At 31.0% G+C, this 7,537-nt stretch carries 4 protein-coding genes; 3 read left to right on the forward strand and 1 reads right to left on the reverse strand.

Annotation, left to right across the window (positions count from 1 at the left end):
- Positions 1-1,719: SH3 domain-containing protein (locus ACRC03_RS12525; protein WP_438652910.1), on the forward strand; the 1,719-nt coding region annotated here is incomplete at its 5' end.
- A 55-nt stretch (positions 1,720-1,774) separates the two neighbouring features.
- Here the strand turns inward: ACRC03_RS12525 and ACRC03_RS12530 are convergent.
- Positions 1,775-2,443 (reverse strand): hypothetical protein, encoded by a 669-nt coding sequence (locus ACRC03_RS12530; RefSeq protein WP_438652911.1) that lies wholly within the window; start codon positions 2,441-2,443, stop codon positions 1,775-1,777.
- A 138-nt stretch (positions 2,444-2,581) separates the two neighbouring features.
- Here ACRC03_RS12530 and ACRC03_RS12535 point away from each other — a divergent pair, with 138 nt between their 5' ends.
- Positions 2,582-6,880, forward strand: a complete 4,299-nt coding sequence (locus ACRC03_RS12535) for a PolC-type DNA polymerase III (RefSeq protein ID WP_438652912.1) — start codon at positions 2,582-2,584, stop codon at positions 6,878-6,880.
- Between the two features lie 13 nt (positions 6,881-6,893).
- Entirely contained in the window at positions 6,894-7,340 is a 447-nt protein-coding gene (locus ACRC03_RS12540; RefSeq protein WP_438652913.1) for a GNAT family N-acetyltransferase, read from the forward strand.
- Positions 7,341-7,537 lie beyond the last annotated feature (197 nt).

Below are 7,537 nucleotides of genomic sequence, written 5' to 3' on the forward strand. Positions count from 1 at the left end.
GCAGGAACTAATTATAGCGTACTCTTTACAGTTAAGCAAAATGATAAGGTAGATATTGTACAATCATCAAATGGGTGGTATAAGATAAAAACTAATTCAGGAAAAGAAGGTTGGGCTTCTTCTAGTTATATATCTGTAAATAATGCTTCGAATGGCAGTTCTACAAGTGGAATAACTAAGACAGTAAACACAAATGGACTTAACATTAGAAGTGGAGCAGGTACTAGCTACAGAGTTATAGGAACATTAAACAAAGGTTCAAAAGTAGAAGTAACATCTGAAAGTAATGGATGGACAAAAATAAAACAAGATGGAAGAATTGGATATGTAGCAAGTAAGTATTTAGATTCTCAATCGTCAAGTAACTCTAGTAACGTTACAAAAGAAGTAACAACAAACGGATTAAATGTAAGAAGTGGACCAGGAACTAGTTATGGTGTAGTTGGAAAGTTAAATCAAGGAAATAAAGTACAGGTTATAAGTGAAAGCAGTGGATGGTCAAAAATAAATTTCAATGGAAAAACAGCATATGCTTCTACTGGATATTTAAAAAATACATCGCAAACTCCAAATCCAACACCACCGCCTAATCCAAATCCGCCTTCAACATCAAATCCAGACACTAAGCCAGAAGAAATAAAAGAAACGAAAGAAGTAAACACAAATGGGTTAAATGTAAGAAGTGGTCCAAGTACAAGTTATGGAAAGATAGGTGCCTTGAGTAAAGGAAATAAAGTTGGAGTAATGTCTGAGGGTAATGGATGGTCTAAAATAGATTACAATGGAAAAGTAGGATATGTTTCAAGTCAATACTTAACAAAGGTAACTACAAATCCAACTCCAACTCCACCACCAACTACAAATCCACCGACTACAAACCCTCCAGTGACAGATGGTGGAGGAACAGTAAACAATACTCAATTAAATTATACTTTAGATGAACATGTAAATGCTCAATATGATAGAATAAGTGTAGGTGGAAATGTAATAGACTCTAGTAAGCCGAGAAATACAGAAGCTTTAACAACATATGCAATAAGACAAGCAAGAGCTTTTGTACCAGCGGATAAAACGGATTTAGAATATTTCTTAAATCCGAGTAATTTTATTAGTAGCAAAAAAGGAATGTTACAATTTTTAAGAATAGATAGCTACAAAGAAGGTGCTTCAGTAAATGAGTTGAATTCATATTTAAACTCTTTAGCACCGGCAACATCAGGAACTAATGTTTTTTACAATCAAGGACAAACATTTATAAATTCAGCAAAAAAATACAATATAGATGTTGTATATCTTGTATCACATGCTATGTGGGAAACTGCATATGGAAAGTCAACCTTAGCTCAAGGTCAAACATTGACTACATACAAGGGAGAGCCTTTAGATGCTCCTGTCACAGTATATAATTTCTTCGGAATAGGTGCAATAGATAAAAGTGCGAATGTATCAGGCGCAGAAGCTGCATATTCTAATGGATGGACAAGTGTAGAAGCAACTATTGATGGATCTGCTGGATGGATTGCTCAAAATTATATAAAAAATTCTAAGTACAATCAAAATACTATATATAAAATGAAATTTAATTACAGTTATACATGGCACCAATATGCAACAGATGTAAATTGGGCAAATGGCATATCTGGAATAATGTATAAATTAGTAGATATGTATGATTCACAATCAAGTTTGGTATACGACGTACCAGCTTACAAAAAGTAAAAAGAATACCTCTAGACATTTTAGATATCTAGAGGTGTTTTTTTAAATCGAAATTTCAAAAGTACTTTCTATATTTGAAATAGGTATCTAAATTATGCTCCTTTATTATATTTTTAAGATCTCCAAAATTATAAGTAGCTAAAGCATATTCTTTTATTTTGCTAAAAATATATTCTTCCCCATTGTTTTCAAAATCCAAAAATGATTTTGCAATATCCCAAGCTTTAGTTTCCCTGGAAATTAAGTTCCTTTTTAAGTCTAAAACACATTCTTCAATTTCATAAGGTAAGCTACCTTTAATTAAATCGTTGTTTTTAATATCAATGTCGTATTCAATTAATTTATCTATAAGCCTGGTTAAAATAATCGTGTATTCTTCTTTTGAGTTATATATATCAGGATCAAGTATATGGCCAACCTCATGAGACATTACAAATTTTGAAATGGATTTTATGCTAGATGGAGAAACTGGAATACAACAGTCGTACATATTAGCAAAAGCAAAAAAATTATAACAAAAAGATAAGAAACCTTGCTTAGAAGATAGAATAAGCTTAAGTTTAGGCAGTGTGCATATTGGTATATTTCTGTTTTTTGAGTAATAAAGATAAACTTTTTTATTTATACTAAGACTAATTAAAGATTTTTTTAGTAATTTTTTTTGGCCAAGTTCATTATAATAAATAGATATGTCCCGAAGATCAGATGAATTAAAACAAATCATATTAACACCGCCTCAAATTATAGTCTTTTTATATAATATTAAAAATTATAAAATTTGTAGCTAATCCCAAATAAAAATACTAATAACAGTATTGGGCTATGATATAATATTTATTTTAAGGAAGGAAGTGAGCAAGCTATGGAAACAGTAAAAGAATACTTAGAAAAATTAGAAATAAACAATAATATATTATCAAAACAACTAAAAGAAGTTTATATCAACAAAGTATTATATTTTAAAGAAGATAGAGTTGTTTATTTTTATATAACATCAAAAACTATAATTTCAAATGAAATCTTAAAAACTTTAAGAGAAGAATTAAAAGATAAATTAGATTATTTTAAAGATATAAAAATTAAAATTAGATATATTGGATTGGATAGAAAACAAACTAAGGACATAATAAAAATGTATTGGATAAATATACTATACATCTTAAAGGATATTTGCCCATCTATAGGAGGGTGGTATAAGCAGGTAGAATATTTGTGCATAGGTAATTTATTAAAAATAAAAATTCCAAAGGATATATTTTATGAAAGGCTTATGAAGCAAAATGTAATATATGTGCTTAAAAGTACTTTGAGTGAAGAATTAGGAATAGATGTAGATATATTCATAGAAAAAGCGATAGATGAAGAAGTAAACATAAATAAAATAATAAATAGACATGATAAAATAACTGAAGACAAAATTAAAGAATTAGAAATAAAATCTACTGAAGAAAAACCAGAGGAAGAGGAATCAGCTTACGTTATAAAACCTGAGGTGGATGAAGAATTAATTTACGGTGAAAATGTAAATGCTATGATAGAAAAAATAAATAATTTAAGCAACTCATCGGGAACTATTGCGGTAATGGGAGAAGTTTTCGATGTTGAAACTAAAGAGCTTAGAAATGGGAAAATATTATTAATGTTATCTGTGACAGATTACACTAGCTCTATATGTTGTAAGCTTTTCTTAAATGATATTAACAAAGATGCTGTATTAGATAATATTAAAAATGGATCATATTTAAAAATAAAAGGCGACATAATTTACGATACTTATCAAAGAGAGCTTACGCTAACGATAAGTGGTATAAGAAAAGAAAAAAAGTCAGAACGCCAAGATACAAGTGAAGAAAAAAGAGTGGAGCTTCATGCTCATACTCAAATGTCCTCAATGGATGCTATATGCTCAACAAAAAAACTTGTAGAGCGTGCTGCAAAATGGGGACATAAAGCAATAGCAATAACAGACCATGGAGTAGTTCAAGCATTTCCAGAAGCAATGAATACGGCTAAAGCTAATGATATTAAAGTGCTATATGGAGTAGAAGGATATTTAGTAGAAGATAGCTTAGATATAATAGAAAATGCAAATGACAAAGAACTTTCACAAACCTTTGTAGTTTTTGATATAGAGACAACTGGATTTTCTAATACAAATGACAGCATAACAGAAATTGGAGCTGTGAAAATAGAAAAATTTGAAGTTATAGGTAAGTTTAGTGAACTTATAAATCCTCAAAAAGATATTTCCTATAAGATACAGGAACTAACAGGAATTACTAATGATATGGTAAAAGATAAACCTACAATTGAAGAAGTATTACCTAAATTTATAGAGTTTATAGGAGATAGTGTACTAGTAGCTCATAATGCAGATTTTGATATGAGCTTTATAAGTGAAAAATGTAAACAACAAGATATAGAATTTAAAAATAAGAGTGTAGATACCTTAACATTAGCAAGAATACTATTACCAGATTTAAAAAGGCACAGATTAAATGTAGTAGCAAAGGCTTTAGGTGTACCCCTTTTAAATCACCATAGAGCGGTAGATGATGCTCAGGCAACGGCCCTTATATTTGTTAAGTTTTTAGATATGCTAGTTAAAAAGGGAGTAAATACGTTAAAAGAAGTAAATGAAGTTTTAGGAAAAATAGATTACACAAAACTAGGAACTAACCATGTAACACTAATTGCTCAAAACTATACAGGGCTGAAAAATCTCTATAAAATAGTTTCTGATGCTCATGTGAAACACTTTTATAGAGCGCCGAGAATACTTAGAAGTTTCTTAGAAGAACATAAAGAAGGTATTTTAGTTGGTTCTGCCTGTGAAGCAGGAGCAGTATTTAAAGCTGTAAAGAAAAATGTAAATGATGAAGAAATGGCTAAAATAATAGATTTATATGACTATGTAGAAGTTATGCCAATAGACAACAATAGATTTATGATAGATAAAGGCGAAGTTGAAGGTGAAGAAGAGTTAAGAGAATTAAACCGAAAAATGATAGAAGTAGCACAACAATTTGGCAAAATACCAGTGGCTACAGGTGATGTTCACTTTTTAGATAAACATGATGCAGTTCTTAGAAAGGTGCTTAAATACTCTCAAGGATTTAAGGTAGATGAAGAAGAAACTTATCTTCATTTTAGAACTACAAATGAAATGTTAGATGAGTTTAGATACTTAGGAGACGAATTGGCCTACGAAGTAGTAGTGACAAATACTAATAAAATAGCAGATATGGTAGAAAGTATAAAGCCAATACCAGATGGTACTTTTCCACCAGAAATAGAAGGGTCTGATGTAGAGCTTAGAGATATGTGTTATGTCAAGGCAAAAAGAATTTATGGAGATCCAATACCAGAGGTAGTTATAAATAGATTAGATAGAGAGTTAAACTCAATCATAGGAAATGGATATGCTGTGATGTACATTATATCTCAAAAACTAGTTACAAAGTCATTAAGTGATGGATATCTAGTTGGTTCAAGAGGATCAGTTGGTTCATCTTTTGCAGCTACTATGAGTGATATAACAGAAGTTAATCCTTTGCCAGCTCACTATATTTGTGATGATGAAAATTGTAAATATTCATATTTCTTTGAAATAGGGGAATATGGTTCAGGGGTAGATTTACCTGATAAAGACTGTCCAAAGTGTGGAAAACCACTTAGAAAAGATGGGCATGATATACCTTTTGAAGTTTTCCTTGGATTTGAAGGGGATAAGGAACCAGATATAGACCTTAATTTCTCTGGAGATTATCAGCCAATAATTCATAAATACACAGAAAATCTATTCGGTGAAGGTTATGTTTATAGAGCAGGTACAATAGGTACAGTAGCTGAGAAAACTGCTTATGGTTATTCTAGAAAATATATAGAAGAAAATAATATAAATGTACCAAGTGCAGAAGCCCTAAGACTAGCCAATGGATGTACGGGAGTAAAAAGAACTTCTGGACAGCATCCAGGTGGAGTAATGGTTATTCCTCACTACAAAGATGTGTATGATTTCACACCTATACAGTACCCTGCAAATGATACATCTTGTGGAGTTATAACTACACACTTTGACTATCATTCAATAAGTGGACGTATACTAAAACTTGATATACTTGGACACGATGCTCCGACTATGATAAGGATGCTAGAAGATCTTACAGGTATAATAGCAACAGATATACCACTAGATGACCCTAAGACAATGTCATTGTTTACTTCAACTGAGGCTTTAGGGGTAACACCTGAGGAAATAAATTGTCCAATAGGGTCACTAGCAATACCGGAGTTTGGTACAAAATTCGTTAGACAAATGTTACTTGATACAAAGCCAACAACTTTTGCAGCACTTGTACGTATATCTGGTCTTTCTCATGGTACCGATGTTTGGTTAAACAATGCCCAAGACTTAGTTAGAGAAGAAATAGTTGGAATAGATGAGGTTATATCAACTCGTGACGATATAATGAACTACTTAATATTTAAAGGATTAAAACCTAAAAATGCCTTCACAATAATGGAAAATGTAAGAAAAGGTAAAGGATTAAAACCAGAGCATATAGAGGAAATGAACGAAAATGATGTTCCCGAGTGGTATATAGGCTCATGTCAAAAGATAAAATACATGTTCCCTAAAGCCCATGCTGTTGCTTATGTTATGATGTCCTTTAGACTTGCTTATTGTAAGGTTCATTATCCAGAAGCTTTTTATGCAACTTATTTTACAACTAAGGCAGAAGATTTTGATGCTGATTTAATAGTAAAGGGAATTGATGCTATAAAAGGTAAAATTCATGAAATAGAAAGTTTAGGAAATGATGCAACAACTAAAGAAAAAAATATACTTACTGTTCTTGAAGTTGCACTTGAAATGTATGCTAGGGGTATAAAGATACTTCCGGTGGATATATATAAATCAGATGCTCAGTTGTTCCAAGTTCCAGGTAAGGGAGTGTTGCTTCCTCCAATGATAGCATTACAAGGGGTTGGAGAAAATGCTGCAATTAATATTCAAAGAGAAAGAGATAATGGAGAGTTTATTTCCAAAGAGGAGTTAAGAAAGAGAACTAAGATATCTAAGACGGTTATAGAAACCTTAACTAACCACGGATCACTAAACAATATGAGTGATGAGAATCAGTTATCACTATTTTAGAGGAGGTAAAGCGATGGATTGGAAGTTGAAAAAATTTAAAGAATTAGAACTTGAAGAGATATATAAAATTTTAGAATTACGAAATGAGGTATTTGTTGTAGAGCAAGAGTGTGCGTACCAGGATTGTGATGGTAAAGATGAAAACTCATACCATTTATTTAGTGAGGATAATGGAAAAGTTGTTGCATATTTAAGAATCTTAGAAAAAGGAGTTTCTTATGATGAAATTGCAATTGGACGAGTGTGTATTCGCCGAGATTATCGTGGTAAAGGTATATCAAGAGAAATGATGTTAAAAGCAATTGAGTTTATAGAAAATAGTCTAAATGAAAATGAAATTAAAATTCAAGCGCAATCATATTTACTTGATTTTTATAAAAGTCTTGGATTTGAAGCTATTTCAGATGAATATTTAGAGGATAATATTCCACACATAGATATGTTATATAATAAGAACTAAACTATAATTTATACAATATAAAAAGAAGTCTGAGGTGGAGTTATATGGACAAATATACAAAAGAAGAATTAGAGGAAGCGTTAAAAGTTGTATCTTCAACTATTAAGAACTGTGAAAAAATGCATCCCAAATTTGCTGAAGGAACATCACAGCACACACTCCTTAAAAATAGGATAAAAGCTATGTATATTTCAAAA

The sequence above is a fragment of the Romboutsia sp. genome, assembly GCF_051659545.1.
Taxonomy (GTDB): domain Bacteria; phylum Bacillota; class Clostridia; order Peptostreptococcales; family Peptostreptococcaceae; genus JBOFOR01.

Bases quoted from the DNA above. Each gene is read 5' to 3' on its own strand.
- ACRC03_RS12535 (WP_438652912.1), top strand. From the start codon at position 2,582: ATGGAAACAGTAAAAGAATACTTAGAAAAATTAGAAATAAACAATAAT.
- ACRC03_RS12530 (WP_438652911.1), bottom strand. From the start codon at position 2,443: ATGATTTGTTTTAATTCATCTGATCTTCGGGACATATCTATTTATTAT.
- ACRC03_RS12540 (WP_438652913.1), top strand. From the start codon at position 6,894: ATGGATTGGAAGTTGAAAAAATTTAAAGAATTAGAACTTGAAGAGATA.